Annotated in this window: 18 protein-coding genes; 11 read left to right on the forward strand and 7 right to left on the reverse strand. The window is 68.1% G+C overall.

Annotated elements, in window-relative coordinates; translation table 11 throughout:
• Positions 1 to 125: 125 nt before the first annotated feature.
• Positions 126 to 899, reverse strand: coding sequence for a precorrin-4 C(11)-methyltransferase (gene cobM / locus NX1_RS01355; RefSeq protein WP_068052309.1), 774 nt, complete (start codon positions 897 to 899; stop codon positions 126 to 128).
• Between the two features lie 134 nt (positions 900 to 1033).
• Positions 1034 to 1459: a PPOX class F420-dependent oxidoreductase gene (locus NX1_RS01360; protein WP_068052312.1), complete on the reverse strand. Its 426-nt coding sequence runs from the start codon at positions 1457 to 1459 to the stop codon at positions 1034 to 1036.
• A gap of 211 nt (positions 1460 to 1670) precedes the next feature.
• Here NX1_RS01360 and NX1_RS01365 point away from each other — a divergent pair, with 211 nt between their 5' ends.
• On the forward strand, positions 1671 to 2534 hold the full coding sequence (locus NX1_RS01365; protein WP_068052317.1) for an RpnC/YadD family protein: 864 nt from the start codon (positions 1671 to 1673) through the stop codon (positions 2532 to 2534).
• Positions 2535 to 2610: 76 nt separating this feature from the next.
• Here the strand turns inward: NX1_RS01365 and NX1_RS01370 are convergent, their stop codons facing one another.
• Complete coding sequence (locus NX1_RS01370) at positions 2611 to 3537, reverse strand: LysR family transcriptional regulator (RefSeq protein WP_245668259.1); 927 nt, start codon at positions 3535 to 3537, stop codon at positions 2611 to 2613.
• Between the two features lie 140 nt (positions 3538 to 3677).
• Here NX1_RS01370 and NX1_RS01375 point away from each other — a divergent pair, with 140 nt between their 5' ends.
• Both NX1_RS01375 and NX1_RS01380 read left to right on the forward strand, forming a co-directional pair.
• Complete coding sequence (locus tag NX1_RS01375) at positions 3678 to 5042, forward strand: MFS transporter (protein WP_068052867.1); 1365 nt, start codon at positions 3678 to 3680, stop codon at positions 5040 to 5042.
• Positions 5039 to 5785 (forward strand): 3-hydroxybutyrate dehydrogenase, encoded by a 747-nt coding sequence (locus NX1_RS01380; RefSeq protein ID WP_068052324.1) that lies wholly within the window; start codon positions 5039 to 5041, stop codon positions 5783 to 5785. The genes NX1_RS01375 and NX1_RS01380 overlap by 4 nt, the downstream gene beginning before the upstream one ends.
• A 26-nt stretch (positions 5786 to 5811) precedes the next feature.
• On the opposite strand, the gene NX1_RS01385 is transcribed toward NX1_RS01380, so the two are convergent.
• Positions 5812 to 6414, reverse strand: a complete 603-nt coding sequence (locus NX1_RS01385) for an SACE_7040 family transcriptional regulator (RefSeq protein ID WP_068052327.1) — start codon at positions 6412 to 6414, stop codon at positions 5812 to 5814.
• Between the two features lie 89 nt (positions 6415 to 6503).
• Between NX1_RS01385 and NX1_RS01390 the strand changes: the two genes are divergently transcribed.
• Genes NX1_RS01390 through NX1_RS01415 form a run of 6 tightly spaced genes read left to right on the forward strand, consistent with a single transcriptional unit; the run spans position 6504 to position 14612 of the window.
• Entirely contained in the window at positions 6504 to 8099 is a 1596-nt protein-coding gene (locus NX1_RS01390; protein WP_068052330.1) for a carboxyl transferase domain-containing protein, read from the forward strand.
• A 5-nt stretch (positions 8100 to 8104) separates the two neighbouring features.
• Positions 8105 to 10192, forward strand: a complete 2088-nt coding sequence (locus NX1_RS01395) for an acetyl/propionyl/methylcrotonyl-CoA carboxylase subunit alpha (protein ID WP_084500858.1) — start codon at positions 8105 to 8107, stop codon at positions 10190 to 10192.
• Complete coding sequence (locus NX1_RS01400) at positions 10189 to 11349, forward strand: acyl-CoA dehydrogenase family protein (RefSeq protein ID WP_068052333.1); 1161 nt, start codon at positions 10189 to 10191, stop codon at positions 11347 to 11349. Before NX1_RS01395 ends, NX1_RS01400 begins: the two co-directional genes overlap by 4 nt.
• Positions 11346 to 11828 (forward strand): MaoC family dehydratase, encoded by a 483-nt coding sequence (locus NX1_RS01405; RefSeq protein WP_068052338.1) that lies wholly within the window; start codon positions 11346 to 11348, stop codon positions 11826 to 11828. Before NX1_RS01400 ends, NX1_RS01405 begins: the two co-directional genes overlap by 4 nt.
• On the forward strand, positions 11825 to 12640 hold the full coding sequence (locus NX1_RS01410; RefSeq protein WP_068052340.1) for an HpcH/HpaI aldolase/citrate lyase family protein: 816 nt from the start codon (positions 11825 to 11827) through the stop codon (positions 12638 to 12640). Before NX1_RS01405 ends, NX1_RS01410 begins: the two co-directional genes overlap by 4 nt.
• A gap of 28 nt (positions 12641 to 12668) precedes the next feature.
• Positions 12669 to 14612, forward strand: coding sequence for an acetoacetate--CoA ligase (locus NX1_RS01415; protein ID WP_068052342.1), 1944 nt, complete (start codon positions 12669 to 12671; stop codon positions 14610 to 14612).
• Positions 14613 to 14707: 95 nt separating this feature from the next.
• On the opposite strand, the gene NX1_RS01420 is transcribed toward NX1_RS01415, so the two are convergent.
• Both NX1_RS01420 and NX1_RS01425 read right to left on the reverse strand, forming a co-directional pair.
• Positions 14708 to 15022, reverse strand: a complete 315-nt coding sequence (locus tag NX1_RS01420; RefSeq protein WP_373864850.1) for a helix-turn-helix domain-containing protein — start codon at positions 15020 to 15022, stop codon at positions 14708 to 14710.
• A gap of 2 nt (positions 15023 to 15024) precedes the next feature.
• Positions 15025 to 15369, reverse strand: a complete 345-nt coding sequence (locus NX1_RS01425) for a type II toxin-antitoxin system RelE/ParE family toxin (RefSeq protein WP_245668273.1) — start codon at positions 15367 to 15369, stop codon at positions 15025 to 15027.
• 467 nt (positions 15370 to 15836) lie between these two features.
• Here NX1_RS01425 and NX1_RS01430 point away from each other — a divergent pair, with 467 nt between their 5' ends.
• The gene (locus tag NX1_RS01430; protein ID WP_068052352.1) at positions 15837 to 17084 is read left to right on the forward strand and encodes a TetR/AcrR family transcriptional regulator; all 1248 of its coding nucleotides are present in this window, start codon (positions 15837 to 15839) and stop codon (positions 17082 to 17084) included.
• Positions 17085 to 17272: 188 nt separating this feature from the next.
• Positions 17273 to 18535 (forward strand): TetR/AcrR family transcriptional regulator, encoded by a 1263-nt coding sequence (locus NX1_RS01435; RefSeq protein WP_068052354.1) that lies wholly within the window; start codon positions 17273 to 17275, stop codon positions 18533 to 18535.
• A gap of 19 nt (positions 18536 to 18554) precedes the next feature.
• On the opposite strand, the gene NX1_RS01440 is transcribed toward NX1_RS01435, so the two are convergent.
• Positions 18555 to 19256, reverse strand: a complete 702-nt coding sequence (locus NX1_RS01440; RefSeq protein WP_245668260.1) for an Rv1363c family protein — start codon at positions 19254 to 19256, stop codon at positions 18555 to 18557.
• Position 19257 lies beyond the last annotated feature (1 nt).

A 19257-nucleotide genomic window follows, 5' to 3' on the forward strand; every position in this document is an offset into this window, starting at 1 on the left:
GGGGTATCGGTACGTTCTTGTGCCAGTACGGTTCCTGTTCGGCTTCGCCGCGCCGGCTTCGAATCGTCCCGCCGTCGAGGTGAATCGCCAAGTACCGCAAGGCTTTTCAACACAGGTTCCGGTGATCAACGACGCCCGGATCCGTCAGGCATCGAGTGACGGTCGCGGCCGGGGTCGTACAGGTGGGAGCTCGCGCACGACAGGGCGGGGGTCAAAGCGCGGCCGACGAGGATGACGGCTGCCTGCCGCAGGTCGGCGGCTTCGACCTGGTCGGCAATGCCGGTGAGCGTGCCGCGCAGGACGAGCTGCCCGGGTTGACTTGCCCGGTAGACCACCGCTACGGGGCAGTCGGCTCCGTAATCGGCGACGAGTTCGGCGGCCAGCGTCCGGATGCGGGTGATGGCCAGGTGCAGGACGAGGGTCGCGCCCGTGTGGGCGAAGTTGGCCAGCGCCTCGGATTCCGGCATGGCGGTGGAGCGGGCCCGGGTGCGGGTGAGCACGACCGACTGCACGAGCTCGGGGACGGTGAGCTCGGCGCCGAGGAGCGCGGCCGCGGCGGCGTAGGCGGGGACGCCGGGGGTGACGTCCCAAGGAATGCCGTGGGTGTCGAGGCGGCGGGTCTGCTCGGTGAGGGCCGAGTAGAGGGATGGGTCGCCGGAGCAGAGACGAGCCACGTCGCGGCCGGATTCGTGAGCGCGAACGAGATGGGCGGTGATCTGCTCGATGTCGAGGCGCTGCGTGTCGATCAGTTCGGTGCCGGGCGCGCAGTGCGACAGGACCTCGGGGTCGAGGTAGGTGCCCGCGTAGAGGCAGACCGGGGAGGTGCGCAGGAGGGTGACCGCTCGGACGGTCAGCAGGTCCGCGGCGCCCGGCCCGGCCCCGATGAAGTGCACGGTCATGCGGGCGAGTCTAGGGTGTGCCTCCGCACCACCGTCATGCCCAGCGAGCCATGGCCAGCCCCCGCGCGGACACGGCCGCCACCGATCTGCCCGGCGAGCCCCGCAGAGTTACCGCGCGACACCGATACGGCCGGTCAGGCGGTGGCGTCGAAGTGGGCGATCACTTTCGTGGGACGCAACCGCACCACGAGTTCGCCGGGAACGCCGTTGCGCTCGCCGAACTCCTCGGCTCGATCTTCACCCATGTACCGCCCGCCGAGGACCGTGGCGGTGCGCAGCAGTTCGTCCGGATCCTCCGACATCGTCACGACACCCTGAATCTGGATCGACGCGTACGGCGGCTCCTCCAGATCGACGCACAGGGCAACCCGGCCGTCGCGCACGAACGCCTTGCCCTTGGCGGTCTCCTTCCCGGTGTTGAACACGATCTCCTCGCCTTCGACGAAGAACCACACCGGCGTGACAACGGGACGACCATCGGACGCCACGAAGGCGACCTTGCCCGTCCGCGTGCCATGGCTCAGAAATTCGCGCACCTTGGGATCCGACAATGAGGCCATCCCCACACCCTAGGCGCCGACGCCGATAGGTTCACCGAAGGAAACGCGTGTTCCCCGGACACGCCCCAGCTACCCACCGAGGTGGACACCTGTGTAAATCACCGACACTTCACCCCGCCGGTGCAATACTGCGAAATCCACACCGCCGCAAGGCAAGTCCGCCGATGAAGCCTCCTGAAACCCTGTCGGCGGGCGGTTATAGCCTCTGCGCATGCCCACCGTCCTGCACGAAGTAATGATCGACCTGTTCCGGCACCGACCGCGTCTTGCCGCCGAACTACTCGGTTACGTGTCGGACGATCCGCTACCCGAATTCGACAACGTCCGTTTGGATTGCGGCGACTTCCCGGACATCGACCCGACCGAGTACCGAGCGGACGCGGTCGTGGTGCTGACATCCGGAACGTCACCGGTGCTGGCCGTCATCATCGAGGTCCAGCTGAAACCGGATCCGGACAAACACTGGAGCTGGCCCGTCTACCTGACGACCTTGCGAGCCCGCCTGCGCTGCCGCACCGCGCTCTTGGTGCTGTGCCCGAACGAACGCACCGCCGACCGGTGCGGCAGACCCATCGGCATCGCGCCAGGGTGCACGCTCCGGCCCTTGGTGGTCAGTCCGAACAAAGTCCCGGTGGTCACCGACGCGGCGACCGCAACGAACAACCCCGAACTCGCCGTCCTGTCGGCGATCGCACATCGGCGGCATCCCGAACGCGACGCCATTCTGACCACTCTCGTCGAGCACGTACTCGACGGCCCGAACGGCGAAATGTATCTTGACCTGGTAACCGCTGTCATGCCTGTGGCGGCCCGGCACTTCCTGGAGAGCCTCATGACGACCGGCACGTACGAGTACAAGAGCGATTTCGCACGGCGGTACTACGCGCGCGGGAAGGCCGATGGAGAGGCCACAGGAGAGGCTCGGGCGCTGCTGACAATGCTGCGGGCGCGGCGCATCCGGGTCCCCGACGAGGCCGAAGCACGGATCCGCGAGTGCACCGACGCCGACCTGCTCAACAGCTGGGTGGAACGCGCCGCGACGGCGAAAAGCTTGGGCGAAGTTCTAGACCGATGAGAGGAGGCATCGGGTAGATCGTCATCTGAGCCGCAGTGGTGTCATGGCGGCTCGACAATTCATGGAGAACCCCTCCCTACCCGTCCTCCCCCAGCAACATCGCCTTCTGTTCCCGGGCCCGCTCCCGAATCGCATCCACCACCGCCGCGACTTCCGGTCTGCGCAGGGTCTCCGTCCGCGTCACGAGCCAGTAGGCCAGCTGTACCGAAACCTCGTCGCGTAGGACACGCACCAGGTCGTCGTGCCGGTCGGCCATGAAGCACGGCAGCAGGCCCAAGCCCGCCGCGGCTCGGGTCGCCTCGACGTGCACGAAAACGTTTGTGGAGGAGACGGATTCGCGCATCGCAGGGGCGAAACTGGAGGCCAGATCGAGGTCGTCGACTTGGAGCATGGAGTCGATGAAGTAGACGAGCGGGTACCTGGCGAGGTCCTCGATCGCGCCGGGTATTCCGTTCTCGCGCAAGTACTGTCGCGATCCATACAGTCCGAGCCGATAGTCGGCGAGTCGAATCGCCTTGGCCCGGTGCACTTGTGGCTCGCCGACGACTACTTCGATGTCCAATCCCGAGCGCTGCTGGGACGCGCGACGCGTGGCGGTCACGATCTCGACGGCGATCTTCGGATGCCTGCGCTGCACCTGCGCCACGGCGGGCGCGGCGAGGTAAGCGCTGAAACCGTCGGTCGCCGAGATGCGCACGACGCCCTCCAGCGTGCGGTTGCCCGCCGGGTCCGCGGTGAGCGACTTGACCGCCGATTCGACGGCTTCGGCCGCCGCCAGCGCGTCGCGTCCGAGATCGGTGAGTTCCCACCCGCCGGTCACCCTGGTCAGCACGCGCCCGCCGAGCGTTCTCTCCAAGGCGGTGATGCGGCGCGAGATGGTGGTGTGGTTGATGCCGAGTTCGTCGGCGGCGGACACGAAACGACCGGACCGGCCAACCGCGAGCAGCACCAGCAGGTCATCTGCGCTGGGGCGGCGGCCGAATCCAGGAGAAGCCGGGCTCATGTCTGCATGATTGCAGATTGGTCGTGCACATCTGGGCATTGCGAGCGACAGAGATCTGCACGAATACTCGTTCTCGCCACAACATGTGGGCCGCATCACAGATGAGGGGTGATGTGGTCCCGGTCATGAAGGAGAGTTCGATGAGCGTGCGCGATACCTTGCGGGCGACCGACAGCGATCCCGGTCCGGCGCCGGCCGGACTACGGCGGGTGGTCGCCGCGTCGATGGCGGGCACGGTCGTCGAATGGTACGAGTTCTTCCTCTACGGCACCGCCGCCACGCTGGTCTTCAGCAAGGTGTTCTTCGCCAAGGGCACCAGCGACCTGGACGCGATTCTCGCCGCGTTCGTCACGTACGCGGTCGGCTTCGCGGCGCGACCGCTCGGCGGCATCGTCTTCGGCCACTTCGGCGACCGGTACGGCCGCAAGAAGCTGCTGCAGTTCAGCCTGGTGCTGGTCGGCGCCGCGACATTCCTGATGGGCTGCCTGCCGACGTTCGGACAGATCGGCTATTGGGCGCCCGCACTGCTGGTCGCGCTGCGCTTCATCCAAGGCTTCGCGGTGGGCGGCGAATGGGGCGGCGCGGTGCTGCTCGTCGCCGAACACAGTCCCAACCGCAGCCGCGGCTTCTGGGCGAGCTGGCCGCAGGCCGGCGTGCCCGCGGGCAATCTGCTCGCCACCGTGGTGCTGCTCGCGCTGACCTCGACGCTGTCGGACGCGGCATTCCTGTCCTGGGGCTGGCGAGTCGCGTTCTGGTTGTCGGCGGTGGTCGTGCTGGTCGGCTACTACATTCGCACCAAGGTCACCGACGCGCCGATCTTCCTGGAGGCCCAGCGCGATGCGGAACAGCGCGAGGCCACCTCGTTCAGCGTGGTGGAAGTGCTGAAGCGTTATCCCCGAGGCGTTTTCACCGCGATGGGTCTGCGCTTCGGCGAGAACATCATGTACTACCTGGTGGTCACGTTCTCCATCACCTACCTGAAGGTGCACGTCGGCGCGGACACCAAGACCATCCTGTGGTGGTTGCTCGCTGCACACGCGGTGCACTTCGCCGCCATCCCGCTGGCCGGGAACCTGTCCGACCGGTTCGGCAGGCGGCCGGTGTATTTCGTGGGCGCGCTCACCGCGGGCAGCTGGGGTTTCTTCGCCTTCCCGATGATGGACAGCAAGAACCACGCGGTCATCATGTCCGCCATCATCATCGGGCTGGTCTTCCACGCGCTGATGTACGCGGCCCAGCCCGCGATCATGGCGGAGATGTTCCCCACCCGGATGCGGTATTCCGGGGTGTCGCTCGGGTACCAGGTCACCTCCATCGTGGCCGGCTCGCTCGCGCCGATCATCGCCGTCCGGCTGCTGGACAGCTTCGGCTCGTCGGTGCCGATCGCCTGGTATCTGGCAGGGGCGGCGGCGGTCACCGCGGTCGCCGTGCTCTTCGCAAGGGAGACCAAGGGTCTCGACCTACAGGCCGTCGACCGGGCCGACGCCGAGGTGAGCGCTCGATGACCGACCTGTTCGGACGGCGCGCCCTGGTCACCGGCGGCGCGAGCGGCATCGGCGCGGCGTGCGCGCGGGAACTCGCGGCGCGCGGCGCCGAGGTCACCGTGGCCGACATCGACGGCGACGGCGCGCGAAAGCTGGCGAACGAGATCGGCGGAAAGGCTTGGGTCGTCGACCTTCTCGACGTCACCGCCTTGGAGGAGCTACGACTGGAGGTGGATGTGCTGGTGAACAACGCCGGTGTGCAGCGCATTCACCCGATCGAGGACTTCCCGCCCGCGGAATTCCGCGACCTCCTCGCCCTGATGGTCGAGGCGCCGTTCCTGCTCGTTCGCGCTGCGCTCCCGCACATGTACCGCAACGGTTTCGGGCGCATCGTCAACATCTCGTCGGTGCACGGGTTGCGCGCCTCGGCGTACAAGGCCGCGTACGTGACGGCGAAACACGCGCTGGAAGGACTGTCCAAAGTGACCGCGCTCGAGGGCGGCGCGCACGGCGTGACCAGCAATTGCGTCGACCCTGGCTATGTACGCACGCCGTTGGTGGACAAGCAGATCGCCGATCAGGCCAGGACACACGGTATTCCGGAGCAGCAGGTGATCGAGAAGATCATGCTCACCGAGAGCGCCGTCAAGCGCCTCGTCGAACCGGACGAGGTCGCCTCCCTGGTCGGCTGGCTCACCGGACCGCACGCCGGCATGGTCACCGGCGCCTCCTACACGATGGACGGAGGCTGGAGCGCTCGATGAGCGTGCGACGGCCGATCGGCGCGCGATCAGGCGGTTCGGCTCAGCGCGAGCAGCGCCATCTCGCGCAGGATCGGCCTCGCTTTGCTGGCGGTCGCCGGGGGCGCGCTGTGCGGGGTCGAGTTGAGCAGGCCGAACGCGGCGTGCGCCTGCACCCGCGCCCCCTCCTCGGGCAGCAGGGGGTGCAGTTTGCGCAGCACCTCGACCCAGACCTCGACGTACTGGCGCTGGGTGCGCCGCAGCTCGCGCCGCGGTCCGGCGGGCACGTTGTCCAGGTCGCGGTCCTGGATGCGGATGAGTTCGGGTTCGCCGAACGCGAAGTCCAGGTGGAAGTCGACCAGTCCTTCCAGCGCCGCCTCGGCGGAGTCCGCGCCGACCACCACCGACCGGCCGCCCGCGAGCAGTCGCTGACTGACCCCGACCAGCAGCTCGACGAGCAGCGCCTCCTTGTTCGGGAAGTGCCGGTAGACCGCGGGGCCGCTGATGCCGACGGCCGCGCCGAGGTCGTCGAGCCGCACGCCGAGGAAGCCCCGGTCCGCGATCAGCCGGGCTCCCGCCTCCAGCAATTGCTTGCGCCGCTCCGCCTTCAGCTGCTCGCGGCGGGTGAGTGTCACAGCTTCCGCGCCGGTCACACCCGCTCCTTTCACCCGATGTGGACAACTCGGTTAATAGATATTAACCTGAATTCCAGTTATCGGCGACTAACTGGACGGCGGACGTGATGACGGTTACCCAAGAGGTCGGCAACCGCGCCGCGCACGAGGCGCTCACCGGCGACCTTCGCGCGCGCTTGGCCGCGGCCGCGCTCGGCGGGCCCGCCAAGGCGCGGGAGCGGCATATCGCGCGCGGCAAACTGCTACCCCGGGAGCGAGTGGACCAGCTGCTCGATCCGGGCAGCCCGTTCCTCGAGCTCTCCCCGCTCGCGGCGAACGGGATGTACGGCGACGAGTGTCCCGGCGCGGGCGTGATCGCCGGGATCGGGCGGGTGTCGGGACGAGAGTGCGTCATCGTGGCCAACGACGCCACGGTCAAGGGCGGCACCTACTACCCGCTCTCGGTGAAGAAGCACCTGCGCGCGCAGGAGGTGGCGCTACAGAACCAGCTGCCCTGCCTGTACCTGGTCGACTCGGGCGGCGCGTTCCTGCCGCGCCAGGACGAGGTCTTCCCCGACCGCGAGCACTTCGGCCGCATCTTCTACAACCAGGCCACCATGAGCGCCAAGGGCATCCCGCAGATCGCGGCCGTGCTCGGCTCGTGCACCGCGGGCGGCGCGTACGTGCCCGCGATGAGCGACGAGGCGGTGATCGTGCGGAACCAGGGCACGATCTTCCTCGGCGGCCCGCCGCTGGTGAAGGCCGCCACCGGCGAAGTGGTCACGGCCGAGGAACTCGGCGGCGGCGAGCTGCACTCGCGCACGTCGGGCGTCACCGACCACCTGGCCGAGGACGACCAAGACGCGCTGCGCATCGTGCGCCGCATCGTGTCCACGCTCGGGCCGCGGCCGCAAAGCCCGTGGGAGATCACGGCTTCCAGGCCGCCCGCGCTTCCGGAGTCCGAGCTGTACGACGTGGTGCCCGTCGACCTGCGCACGCCCTACGACGTTCGCGAGGTCATCGGCCGCGTCGTGGACGGCGGCGCGAACGGCGAGAGCGGATTCCACGAGTTCAAGGCCGAATACGGCAAAACGCTGGTCACCGGCTTCGCGCGCATCCACGGCCATCCGGTGGGTATCGTCGCCAACAACGGCGTGCTGTTCAGCGAATCCGCCATGAAGGGCGCGCATTTCATCGAGCTGTGCGACAAGCGCAAGATCCCGCTGCTGTTCCTGCAGAACATCACCGGCTTCATGGTCGGACGCGACTACGAGGCGGGCGGCATCGCCAAGCACGGCGCGAAGATGGTGACCGCGGTCGCCTGCGCGCGGGTGCCGAAGCTCACCGTCGTCATCGGCGGGTCCTACGGCGCGGGCAATTACTCGATGTGCGGTCGCGCGTATTCGCCGCGCTTCCTGTGGATGTGGCCGAACGCGCGCATCTCGGTGATGGGCGGCGAGCAGGCCGCCTCGGTGTTGGCCACCGTCCGCGGCGATCAGCTGGACAGCAGCGGGCAGCCATGGTCCGAGGAGGACCAAGAGGCTTTCAAGGCGCCGATCCGCGATCAGTACGAGCACCAGGGCAACCCGTACTATTCCACCGCTCGCCTCTGGGACGACGGCGTCATCGACCCGCTCGACACCAGAACGATTCTCGGCCTTGCCCTTTCGGTCTGCGCGCAGGCGCCGCTCGAACCCGTCTCCTACGGCGTCTTCCGGATGTGATCGCAATGCTCCCTTCACCCACCCCGTCGGCTTCGCCGACTGCCATCCCCCTGAACAGAACTCAACTTGTCGATTTCGACACCGTGCTCGTCGCCAACCGCGGTGAGATCGCGGTGCGCGTCATCCGCACCCTGCGCGCCATGGGCATTCGCTCCGTCGCCGTCTACAGCGACGCCGACGCAGGGGCCAGGCACGTCATCGAGGCGGATACCGCCGTGCGTCTCGGCCCGGCGCCCGCGCGCGAAAGTTACCTGGACATCGAGAAGGTCGTGGCGGCCGCCGTGCGCACCGGCGCGCAAGCCGTGCACCCCGGCTACGGATTCCTTTCAGAGAACGCCGCTTTCGCCGCGGCACTGGCCGAGGCGAACATCGTCTTCCTCGGCCCGCCCGCCCGCGCCATCGAGATCATGGGCGACAAGATCGCCGCCAAGAACACCGTCGCGGCCTTCGACGTGCCGGTGGTTCCCGGCATCGCCAAGCCCGGCCTCACCGACGACGAGCTGATCGCCGCGGCCGCCGACATCGGCTACCCGGTGCTGGTCAAGCCGTCGGCGGGCGGCGGAGGCAAGGGAATGCGCATGGTGGAGGACCCGGCGCTGCTGCCCGACGCGCTGGTCAGCGCCCGGCGCGAGGCCGGCGCGGCGTTCGGCGACGACACACTGTTCCTGGAGCGGTTCGTCAGCCGCCCGCGCCACATCGAGGTGCAGATTCTCGCCGACCAGTACGGCAACGTGCTGCACCTGGGCGAGCGCGAATGCAGCTTGCAGCGCAGGCACCAGAAGGTGATCGAGGAGGCGCCCTCGCCGCTGCTGGACGCGGCCACCAGGGAGCGCATCGGCGCCGCGGCCTGCAACACCGCGCGCAGCGTGAACTACGTCGGCGCGGGCACGGTCGAATTCATCGTCTCCGCCGACCGGCCGGACGAGTTCTTCTTCATGGAGATGAACACCCGGCTCCAGGTGGAGCATCCGGTCACCGAGCTGGTGACCGGGGTGGATCTGGTGGAATGCCAGGTCCGGGTCGCGGCGGGTCAGAAGATCGGCGCCCGCCAGGAGGAGATCCGGCTCACCGGGCACGCCGTCGAGGCCCGCGTCTACGCCGAGGATCCCGGCCGCGGGTTCCTGCCCACCGGCGGCGCGGTGCTGGACCTGGTGGAACCGGAAAGGCCCGGCGTGCGGGTGGATTCGGGCCTGCGCGTCGGCACCGTGGTCGGCAGCGACTACGACCCGATGCTGTCCAAGGTCATCGCGCACGGCCACGATCGCGCCGCGGCGCTCGCCGCCCTCGACCGGGCGCTGGCCGACACCGTGCTGCTCGGCGTGACCAGCAATATCGAATTCCTGCGCTTCCTGCTGGCCGACCCGGACGTGGCCGCGGGACGACTCGACACCGGCCTGCTCGACCGCAGGGTCGGCGACTTCCGTCCCGAACCGGTGCGCGACGAGGAATTCGTGGTCGCCGCCGCCTACCACTGGCTGCGCCGCTGGCCCGCCGAGGCGTCCGGCCCGTGGGATATCCCGTCCGGCTGGCGGATCGGTGTTCCCGCGCCGACCCCGATCCGGCTGGCCGGCGGCGACCGCACCGAGCACGTCTACATCGGGGGCCGTCCCGATGCGGCACAGGTCCGCGTCGGCGAGGGCGAATCCCGCTCCCTGACCGCGACTTTCACCGCACGGACCGCCGAGAACGGCGTGCTCACGCTGACCGTCGACGACGTGCGCCGCGACTACCGGGTGGCCGAGCACGACGGACAGCTGTGGGTGGCCGGTCGCGCGGGCGTTTCGGTGCTGCGCGAGGTCGCCGAAGTCAACGTGCGCGGCGGCGGCGAACACGTCGGCGACGCCGAGATACGCAGCCCCATGCCGGGTTCGGTGATCGCCGTCCCGGTGGCGTCCGGCGCGACGGTGGCGGCGGGCGCGCCCGTGGTCGTCGTGGAGGCCATGAAGATGGAGCACACGCTCACCGCGCCGGTGGCGGGCACCGTCGAAGTGCTGGTCACGCCGGGCGCCCAGGTGCGCCTCGACCAGCCACTCGCCCGGATCGTGGCCGCGGGCGAAACGAACACCTCTGAGCGAGAAGGAACTTCCGTATGACCGACTTTCTCTCCACCGGCACGCTGCCGGAGGACTACCGCGACCTGGCACTGACGGTCCGCGATTTCGCCCGGCAGGTGGTGGCCCCGGTGGCCGCCGAGCACGACGCGAACCACACCTTCCCCTACGAGGTCGTCGCAGGCATGGCCGATATGGGCCTGTTCGGCCTGCCGTTCCCCGAGGAGTACGGCGGCATGGGCGGCGACTACTTCGCGCTGTGCCTCGCGCTCGAGGAGCTCGGCAAGGTCGACCAGAGCGTGGCCATCACCCTGGAGGCGGGCGTCTCGCTGGGCGCCATGCCGGTCTACCGCTTCGGCGACGACAAGCAGAAGCAGGAGTGGCTGCCCCAGCTGACCAGCGGCCGTTCGCTGGCCGCCTTCGGCCTCACCGAACCGGACGCGGGCAGCGACGCGGGCGGCACCACGACGAAGGCCGTGCTGGACGACGGCACGTGGATCATCAACGGCCGCAAGCAGTTCATCACCAACTCCGGCACCGACATCACCAAGCTGGTGACGGTGACCGCGGTGACCGGAACAACCGGCGGCAAGAAGGAGATCTCCACCATCCTCGTGCCGACCGACACCCCCGGCTTCGTCGCCGAACCCGCCTACAACAAGGTCGGCTGGAACGCCTCCGACACCCATCCGCTGACCCTCACCGACGTGCGCGTCCCCGCTGAGAACCTGCTCGGCGAGCGCGGCCGCGGCTACGCCAACTTTCTGCGCATCCTGGACGAGGGCCGCATCGCGATCGCCGCGCTGTCGGTGGGCGCGGCCCAGGGGTGTGTCGACGAGAGCGTGCGCTACGCCAAGGAGCGGCTCGCGTTCGGCCAGGCCATCGGCCGCAACCAGGCCATCGCCTTCAAGATCGCCCGCATGGAGACGCGCGCGCACGCCGCACGCACCGCCTACTACGACGCCGCCGCGCTGATGCTCGCCGGCAAGCCGTTCAAGAAGCAGGCGTCCATCGCCAAGCTGGTGGCCAGCGAGGCCGCGATGGACAACGCCCGCGACGCCACCCAGATCTTCGGTGGCAACGGCTTCATGAACGAATACGCTGTGGCCAGGCACTACCGCGACAGCAAGATCCTGGAAATCGGCGAGGGCACGACGGAGGTGCAGCTGATGCTGATCGGACGGGAGCTGGGCCTGTGACAAACCGTCGAATCGTCCAGCGCGGCTTGTGGTTCGAGGAGTTCGAGACCGACGTCGTCTATGAGCACCGGCCCGGTCGCACCATCACCGAGGCCGACAACGTCCTGTTCACCACGCTGACCATGAACACCCAGGCGCTGCACCTGGACGCGGCCTTCAGCGACGCGCTGCCGCCGTTCAACAAGCGGTTGGTGAACTCGATGTTCACGCTGTCCACGCTGGTCGGGCTCTCGGTGGCGCAGCTGACCCAGGGGACCATCGTCGCGAATCTCGGCTTCTCCGAGATCAATTTCCCCAAGCCGCTTTTCCACGGCGACACCATCTACGCCGAGACCGTGATCCTCGACAAGCGCGAGTCCAAGTCGCGGCCGGGCGAGGGCATCGTGACCTTCGCCCACACCGCCCGCAACCAGCACGGCGAGGTGGTGGCGACGGCCACCCGCAAGACGCTGGTCCGCAAGGCGCCGGAGCAGGCATGACGTGGCAGATGGCCGGGCCCGGCTGGTTGTTCTGCCCCGCCGACCGGCCCGAGCGCTACGCGAAGGCAGCCGCGGCCGCCGACGTGGTGATCCTCGACCTGGAGGACGGCGTCGCGGCGGCGGACAAGCCATCGGCTCGCGCGGCCCTGATCGCCACCCACCTCGATCCGGAGACCACCGTGGTGCGAGTCAACGCGGCGGACACCGAGGAGCACGCGCTCGATCTCGCCGCCTTGGCCGAGACCGGTTACCGCCGCGTCATGTTGCCGAAAACCGAGTCCGCCGAACAGATCACGGTGCTGGCGGACTACGAGGTGATCGCGCTGGTGGAATCGCCGCTCGGCGCGCTGGCGATCGAGCGAGCGGTCACCGCGCGCAACGCGATCGGCGTCATGTGGGGCGCGGAGGACTTGATCGCCGGTCTCGGCGGCACCGCGAGCAGGCACGCCGACGGCAGCTATCGCGATGTGGCGCGGCACGTCCGCTCCAGGGCGCTGCTGGCGGCCAAGGCCTACGGCAGGTTCGCCCTCGACTCGGTGTATCTGAACATCAGCGATCTCGACGGCCTGCACGCCGAGTCCGACGATGCGGTGGCCGTCGGTTTCGACGCCAAGGTCGCGATCCATCCGAGCCAGGTGCCGGTGATCCGCGCGGCCTACGCACCGTCCGACGACGAGATCTCCTGGGCCAGGAGGGTACTCGACGAGGTGCCGAAGCACCGCGGGGTCTTCGCCTTCGAGGGCCGGATGGTCGACGCCCCCGTACTGCGGCACGCCGAACAGATCGTGCGACGCGCGCACGCCGACAACTGATCCACTCCACGAGCCAGGAGGTATTGCGGTGCAACCACAGTGGGTGCCCACCGAACGGGACATCGCCGACGCCAAGGTGACCGATTTCGCGCGGTTCGTCGCGGCACGCACCGGCGTCGCGACGTCGGATTATCACTCGCTGTGGCAGTGGTCGGTGGACGACCTGGCCGGTTTCTGGCGGGCGGTGTGGGAATACTTCCAGCTCGGCGATATCGACGGCGAGGTGCTGGCGAGCACGGAGATGCCCGGCGCGCAATGGTTTCCTGGCACGCGGCTCAACTACGTGGATCAGATCGTGCGCCAGGCCCGCACCGACCGGCCCGCGATCCTGGCCGTCGGCGAGGACGCGCCAACGCGCGAGGTGTCCTGGGTCGAGCTGATCGACGCCACCGCCGCCTTCGCGCGCACCCTGCGCGAACTGGGCGTCCGGCCCGGCGATCGGGTGGTCGGCTACCTGCCGAACATCCCCGAGGCGGTGATCGCCTTCCTGGCGACCGCCAGCCTGGGCGCGATCTGGAGCGCGTGCGGGCAGGACTACTCGCCGAAGGCCGCCCTGGATCGCCTCGGCCAGCTCGAACCGGCCGTGCTGGTGACCGCCGACGGCTATCGGTTCGGCGGCAAGGCGCACGACAAGCGCGCCGATATCGCCGCGCTGCAAGAGGGTTTCGGCACCCTGCGGGCGACGGTCGCGGTCTCTCGGCTCGGCCTCGAGGTACCCGGCGCCATGCCCTGGGGCGAGGCGATCAATACCGACAATGTCGCCGCGGTCATCGAAACCGAGACGGTCGACTTCGACCACCCGCTGTGGATCGTCTTCTCCTCCGGCACCACCGGCCTGCCGAAGGGCATCGTGCACGGCCACGGCGGCGTGCTGCTGGAACACCTGAAAGCCGTTGCGCTGCAATCGGATATCGGCGAAGACGACACGTTCTTCTGGTACACCAGCCCGAGCTGGATGATGTGGAACTTCCAGATCGCGGGCCTGCTGGTCGGCGCCACGATAGTGACCTACGACGGCAGCCCGACCTATCCCGCGCCGGATGCCCTGTGGCGGATCGCGGCCGAGACGCGGGCCACCGTGCTCGGCACCAGCCCCGGTTACGTGCTGGCATGCATCAAGGCGGGCGTCGTCCCACGCGATGATCACGATCTCGCGGCGCTGCGCATGGTCGGCATCACCGGGTCGGCGCTGCCGCCTTCCTCGGCACTGTGGTTGCGCGACAACGTCGGCGAGCACGTTCCGGTCGGCTCGATCAGCGGCGGTACCGACGTGGTCTCGGCCTTCATCGGCGGCGTCCGCACGGTGCCGGTCTGGCCGGGCGAGCTCTCGGCCCCCTACCTCGGTGTCGCACTCGACTCGTTCGACACGGAGGGCAAGCCGGTACGCGGCGAGGTCGGCGAACTCGTCATCACCGCCCCGATGCCGTCCATGCCGGTGAGTTTCTGGCGCGACCCGGACGGAAAGCGCTACCACGACGCCTATTTCGACATGTTCCCCGGCATCTGGCGGCACGGTGACTGGATCACCATCACCGACCATGGCAGCATCGTCGTGCACGGCCGTTCGGATTCCACCTTGAACAGGCACGGCATCCGGATGGGCAGCGCGGACATCTACCAGTCCGTCGAGCGGCTGCCCGAGATCACCGAGGCGCTGGTGATCGGCGCGGAACAGCCCGACGGCGGCTACTGGATGCCGCTGTTCGTCGTCCTCGCACCGGGTGCGGAGTTGACCGACGAACTGCGCGAACGCATCAACTCGACCATTCGCACCGAGGTATCGCCGCGGCATGTGCCGGACGAGATCCTCGTCGCGCCGGGCATTCCGCACACCCGCACCGGCAAGAAGCTCGAGGTGCCGATCAAGAAGCTGTTCCAGGGCGCCGAGGCCGCGCGCGTCGTAGAGCGTAGCGCCGTGGACGACCCCGACCTGCTCGACTGGTACGCGACGATCCGCCCGGCCAAGCGCTGAGCCGCACCTCCGTATTCGCGTCGGCCGCGCGCATCCAGCGGCAATCTCTGTCCAATCGCACCGCCGTGCCTACAGCCGTGAGGCCACGGCGGTCATCAATGCAGAGCGACCGTGTCGTCCCCGAACTCGGCCACCACACGGAGCCGTCCACCCATGGCCGCGACGTAGGCCTCCAGCGTCCCGATCTCGGTATGGGCCATATCCCCGCGCTCGATGCGGGACACACGCGTCTGGGTTACGCCCATTACCTCCGCGATCTCGGCCTGCGTGCGAGCCTGGGCCTTGCGCACTTGAGCGAGGCGGAAGGCCCGCTGGGCATCCAGTTCCCGCTGCCGGGCTTGCTGCACCTTGGCCGGATCAAGCTTGGCCTTGGCACGCACCCCATTCCAGCTCTGGGCCTTGATTGCCATGGTCACTCCTCCTCTTCTTCGTCGTAGTCGCCGTTCAGCCAGCCTTTGTAGCGCTGCTCGGCCACCGGGATGTTCTCCCGGTACCAACCCTGCCAGTTGCCCGTCTTGTCTCCCGCAACCAGCAAAATCGCCTGCCGCTCGGGATCGAATGCGAACAGGATTCGAATGTTGGTGGCAGCCGGTCGGAGCTCCTTCAGGTTGTGTAGCTGTGCGCCCTTGATGCGGTCCACGGTAGGGCGGCCTAGGGTAGGCCCCTGCTCAGCCAACATGTCGATGGCGTTCGCAACCGCTTCCGCGTCGTCCTCCAATTGGAGGAACCACTCGATGACCGGGGCCAAGAGAGTCACGTTCCACACATAAAAAATATACCTCTTACGTTCTAGAACTTCAACGTTCTATTGCCCGTGGAACCACGGGTCCTCGCCACCCGAACCGCCAGTAAGCCGGACCAGCGAATCGACGACCCGCCGACTCCGGTGGAAGTTTTAGTGATCGAACATTCTCGACTAGTTATTGCCTCTATTAGGCACAGCACAGCTGTATGTTCATCGATGTTCGGTGATCGATACACTCCAACTACTGGTACCCCCGGTGCGGATCGTGCGATCGCCGAGCTCCGAACGGCGCGGCGCGGCGCATCCCGCCTTGTCGTCACGCCGAGCCGAGCGGCGGACCGTGTGGTCCCGAAGCGGACCGAGTATCGCCGACCACACGGATACGACCGCCGCGACGAGCGCTCGAGGACACCCAGCCCGTTCGACGTACCGCGACCTGGGCAAATCACCGTGCGAGCGGAGTCGTTACGATGTCCGGCATGAGTGTCGACAATCGCCGTACGGCGCGAAAGGCAGTCAGCGGCGACTCGGCACCACGGGAGATCAAGCGCAGGCCCAAGAATCGGCGAGCCCAGATCGCCGCGGCGTCCGCCGCCGCCTTCGGCGCGCTCGGCTACCACGGCGTGAGCATGGAGGACATCGCCTCCGGACTCGGGATCAGCTCGGCCGCGCTGTATCGGCATTATCCGAGCAAGTACGCGCTGTTCCGGGAAGAACTGCTGCGGGTGGGCCGGGCGATGACGGAATCGGTCCAGCTGCCCGACGACGCCGCCGAACTCTCTCCGGAGCAGCGCCTGCACCTGGTGCTCGACGCACTGATCGGCGCGACCATCGAGAACCGCCCGAGCGTCACGCTGGTGCGCTGGGAAGGCCGCTACCTGGAGCCGGAGGATCAGCGGACGCTGGCCGAACAGCAGGCCACCGTGCTCGACGCTCTCGGCACCGAATTGCGCGGGCTGCGTCCCGAATTGGACGACAACGACGTTCGGGTGCTGCGCGCCGCCCTGCTCAGCGCCATCACCAGCATCGCCGACCACCACGCGGCGCTGCCCGCGAAATCCCTTGCCCGGCTTCTCGACTCGGCTTGCTCGTCGCTGGTGCGCGCCGAGTTGCCGCCCGCGGCGGCGACCGCGGAACCCGCGACTCCGATAGAGATCCCGGAGTCGTTCAAGCACGAGCTGTTGCTGCACAAGGCGGTCGAGCTCTTCCACGAGCGTGGCTACCCCAATGTGAGCGTCGAGGAGATCGCTAGCGCGGCAGGGCTTTCCGCGGCATCGGCGGTGTACCGCTTCTACCGTGGCAAGAGCGATCTGCTGGCCGCCGCGTTCCGCAGAGCCGCCGACCGCGTGTCGGCGGCGATCGGTCCGGCGGTCGCGAGCTCGGACGGACCGGAAGCCGCGCTCACCACGCTGATCGAGCACTACGTCGCGGGCTCGTTCACCGAGCGCGCCCTTACGTTCGTGTATTTCACCGAGTTCCAGCATGTTCCGGCCGAGGAGCGCACGGTGCTGCGCAATATTCAGCGGCTCAGCGTCGAGGAGTGGGCCAAGCTGCTGCGCGAGGTTCGTCCCGAGCTCTCACCCGCCGAGGCGCGCTTCCTCATCCACGCTGCCTTCGCGCTCGTCATCGATCTCGGGCGCTCGTTCGGCAGCGAGCCGCTCGCGGCGCAGGATCGGGTGCGGCTGCTGATGCAGATCGTGCTGTTCGGCCGTCCCGCACGGGTCTAGGAGCACTCCCCCGCGATGCGACGCGGGTCTTCCTCGCGCCATTGATGTTACCGAATATTCTGATCCGCAACGTTATAATCGTCCTTGGTAGCACTAGTGTTACCGATTGTTTGTGATCTTTCATTCAGTTTGATTCCAGCATGAGTAAGGCGGCTTTACCGAGCATTCGTTTGGGTTAGCATCGCCGCATGGATGCGCACAAAGGCCGCGCCCCGCGAGAGAGCGCGAGCGGTGAGACCGCCGCGCCCCGGGTGATCCGGCGGCGGCCGCGAAACCGGCGGGCGCAGATCGCGGCGACCTCCGCCGAGGCCTTCGGCGCACTGGGGTACCACGGCGTCAGCATGGAAGAGATCGCATCCCGGCTCGACATCAGCTCCACCGCGCTGTACCGCCACTACCCGAGCAAATACGCGTTGTTCCGCGAGGAGGCCTTGCGACTGAGCGCGCTCTGCGCCGAGGCCGTGCAACTGCCCGACGACCTCGCCGACGCCCCCGCTAGCCTGCGGCTCGAACACGTTCTCGACACGCTCATCGAGAAGTCGATCGCCAACCGCCGCGGCGCGGCCCTGCTGCGGTGGCAGAGCCGCTACCTCGAGGAGGAGGACTACCGGGTCCTCATCGACCAGTTGATCGAGGCGTACCGAGTGGTCGGCGGGTTGCTCGCGGAGGCGCGGCCCGAGCCGGCGGGCGCGGACAGCATCGTCCTGGCCACTGCGGCGCTCAGCATCATCGGCAGCATCTCCGATCACCACGTGTCGATTCCGGTGCGTTCGCTGACCAAGCTGCTGCGCACGGCGTGCCTGGATGTGGTGCGCGGTGATCTGCCGCCGGTCGGCGAGCCGCACGTCAGCGACGGCGCCGCCGAGGTGCCGCTGCGCTTCAAGCACGAGCTGTTGCTGCGGCGCGCCATCGAACTGTTCCACGAACGCGGCTATCCCAACGTGAGCGTCGAGGACATCGCCAATGCCGCGAAACTGCCCGCCTCCTCGGCCGTCTACCGCTTCTACCGAAGCAAGGGCGACATCCTGGCCGCCGCGTTCCGCCGTGCGGCGGACCGGGTTTCGGCCGCCATCGGCCCGGCCATCGCCGCCTCCGACGGTGACCCCGAGCGCGCCCTGACCAGGCTGATCGAGCTGTACGTGGCCGGATCCTTCGCCGAGCGGGAACTGACCTTCGTCTACTACGCCGAGATCGGCAACGTGCCGCAGGAGGACCGCACCGTGCTGCGGAACATCCAGCGGCTCAACGTCGAAGAGTGGGCCAAGCTCGTCGTCGGGGTGCGCCCTGAACTGTCCGCCGCCGAGTCGCGGGTGCTGGTACACGCCGCCTTCGCACTCGTCGTCGACCTCGGACAGTGGCTGGGTCCGGACAACCCGATCTGCTCGCGAGCGCGGGTGATCCACCTGATGCAAGTCATCCTGTTCGGGCGGCCCGCGGCGACCACGCGCTGACCCGGGACGAGACGAAGCGCTACTGATGCGGTGCCGGGACCAGTGGTGAATTCACCTTGTTCACCAGCCATTTGCCGTCCACCTTCGCCATCCGCATCACCATGGACAGCTGACCTGGCGCGGGCTTGCCCTGGGTGCCGACGCTGGTGATGGTCTGGCCGATCACCACGATCGCCTCCGCGGAGGTCTCGTCACCGCTCTTCACCGCGCACTGCACGTCATTGGTCTTGGAGACCACCTCACCCTGGGTCAGCACCTCTTTCAGCTCACGGCTGGTGTCGTCGAACTGCTTCTTCCAATCGCCGGTCGCGCCGTCGAGCACCGCGGCGAAGTAGGCGTCGAGATTCTTGGCGTCGTAGTTCGCGAGCACGGGCGCGTACGCGCAAGCGGCCGCCTTGGCCTCCTCGTGGGCTTCCAGCAGTGCCTCGTTGTCCCGGTTCTGCACGAAGAAGTAGCCGGTCGAAGCGACCGCCCCGCCCAGCAGCACGGCCACCGCGGCGCGTGCGACGACAACACCTCTCGCGCCGCCGGGAAGACGCAGCCGATCGCGCCAACCCGACTCCGCCGCAGCTTGTTTCGCGTCACCGGCAGCACCGGTGGCCGACCCCGCTTTTCCCCCGCCCTCCGCCGTAGCCGGTTTCACGTCCACCGCGGCCGTCTCATCCGCTGTGTCGTCCCCCGCGACGGACGCGGCGCCGCTGTCGACATCGTTGTCACTCATG

Source organism: Nocardia xishanensis NBRC 101358 (genome assembly GCF_001613365.1).
GTDB lineage: Bacteria > Actinomycetota > Actinomycetes > Mycobacteriales > Mycobacteriaceae > Nocardia > Nocardia xishanensis.